The sequence below is a fragment of the Nonomuraea sp. NPDC050227 genome (assembly GCF_044459705.1).
Taxonomy (GTDB): domain Bacteria; phylum Actinomycetota; class Actinomycetes; order Streptosporangiales; family Streptosporangiaceae; genus Nonomuraea.
Genome location: NZ_JBITJF010000030.1, coordinates 1 through 1,970, shown reverse-complemented (window position 1 = coordinate 1,970; position 1,970 = coordinate 1). Strand labels below are relative to the sequence as shown.

1 protein-coding gene is annotated in these 1,970 nt (G+C 67.7%); it reads left to right on the top strand.

Translation table 11 applies throughout. The annotated features are described in order from the left end of the window. Positions 1 to 1,970 (top strand): DNA-directed RNA polymerase subunit beta (locus ACIBK9_RS51795; RefSeq protein ID WP_397166830.1); only part of this gene is annotated, 1,970 nt, incomplete at both ends.

Below are 1,970 nucleotides of genomic sequence, written 5' to 3'. Positions count from 1 at the left end.
AACCCCAAGCGGTACGACCTGGCCAAGGTGGGCCGCTACAAGATCAACAAGAAGCTCGGGGTCGACTCCGAGATCACGCAGGGCACGCTGACCGAAGAGGACATCGTCGCCACCATCGAGTACATCGTCCGCCTGCACGCGGGCGAGGAGTCGATGCCGGGCGCCAACGGTGAGGTGATCGTCGAGGTCGACGACATCGACCACTTCGGCAACCGCCGCCTGCGCAGCGTCGGCGAGCTCATCCAGAACCAGGTCCGCCTGGGCCTGGCCCGCATGGAGCGCGTTGTCCGCGAGCGGATGACCACCCAGGACGTCGAGGCGATCACGCCGCAAACCCTGATCAACATCCGTCCCGTCGTGGCCTCCATCAAGGAGTTCTTCGGCACCTCGCAGCTGTCGCAGTTCATGGACCAGACCAACCCGCTGGCCGGCCTGACGCACAAGCGGCGTCTGTCCGCGCTCGGCCCCGGTGGTCTGTCCCGTGAGCGGGCCGGCTTCGAGGTCCGTGACGTGCACCCGTCCCACTACGGCCGGATGTGCCCGATCGAGACCCCTGAAGGCCCGAACATCGGTCTGATCGGCTCGCTGGCCTCCTACGGCCGCATCAACGCCTTCGGCTTCGTCGAGACGCCTTACCGCAAGGTCGTCGACGGCCGGGTGACCGACCAGATCGACTACCTGACGGCCGACGAGGAAGACCGCTACGTCAAGGCGCAGGCCAACACGACGCTCAACCCCGACGGGTCGTTCGCCGAGTCCCGCGTCCTGGTCCGTACCAAGGGCGGCGAGACCGAGCTCGCCCGTGCCGAGGAAGTCGACTACATCGACGTGTCGCCGCGCCAGATGGTGTCGGTCGCCACCGCGATGATCCCCTTCCTCGAGCACGACGACGCCAACCGCGCGCTCATGGGCTCCAACATGCAGCGCCAGTCGGTGCCGCTGCTCAAGAGCGAGGCGCCGCTGGTCGGCACCGGCATGGAGTACCGCGCCGCGACCGACGCCGGCGACGTCATCAGCGCCGAGAAGGCCGGCGTGGTCGAGGAGGTCTCGGCCGACTACGTCACCGTCATGAACGACGACGGCACGCGTACGACGTACCGGGTCGCCAAGTTCAAGCGCTCCAACCAGGGCACCTCCTTCAACCAGAAGCCCATCGTCGCCGAGGGCGACCGGGTCGAGGTCAACCAGGTCATCGCCGACGGCCCCTGCACCGACAACGGTGAGATGGCGCTCGGCAAGAACCTGCTCGTGGCGTTCATGCCGTGGGAGGGCCACAACTACGAAGACGCCATCATCCTGTCCCAGCGCCTGGTCCAGGACGACGTCCTGTCCTCGATCCACATCGAGGAGCACGAGGTCGACGCCCGCGACACCAAGCTGGGCCCGGAGGAGATCACCCGGGACATCCCCAACGTGTCGGAAGAGGTCCTGGCCGACCTCGACGAGCGCGGCATCATCCGGATCGGCGCCGAGGTCGTGCCCGGCGACATCCTGGTCGGCAAGGTCACCCCGAAGGGCGAGACCGAGCTGACCCCGGAGGAGCGGCTGCTGCGCGCCATCTTCGGTGAGAAGGCCCGCGAGGTCCGCGACACCTCGCTGAAGGTGCCGCACGGCGAGCAGGGCAAGGTCATCGGCGTGCGCGTGTTCAGCCGCGACGAGGGCGACGAGCTCCCGCCGGGCGTCAACGAGCTGGTCCGCGTCTACGTGGCCCAGAAGCGTAAGATCACCGACGGTGACAAGCTGGCCGGCCGCCACGGCAACAAGGGCGTCATCTCCAAGATCCTGCCGGTCGAGGACATGCCGTTCCTTGAGGATGGCACCCCGGTCGACATCATCCTCAACCCGCTGGGCGTGCCCGGCCGGATGAACGTCGGTCAGGTGCTGGAGACCCACCTGGGGTGGATCGCCGCGCGTGGCTGGGACATCTCGGGCATCGCCGAGGCGTGGGCCGAGCGGCTGAAGGACAAGGG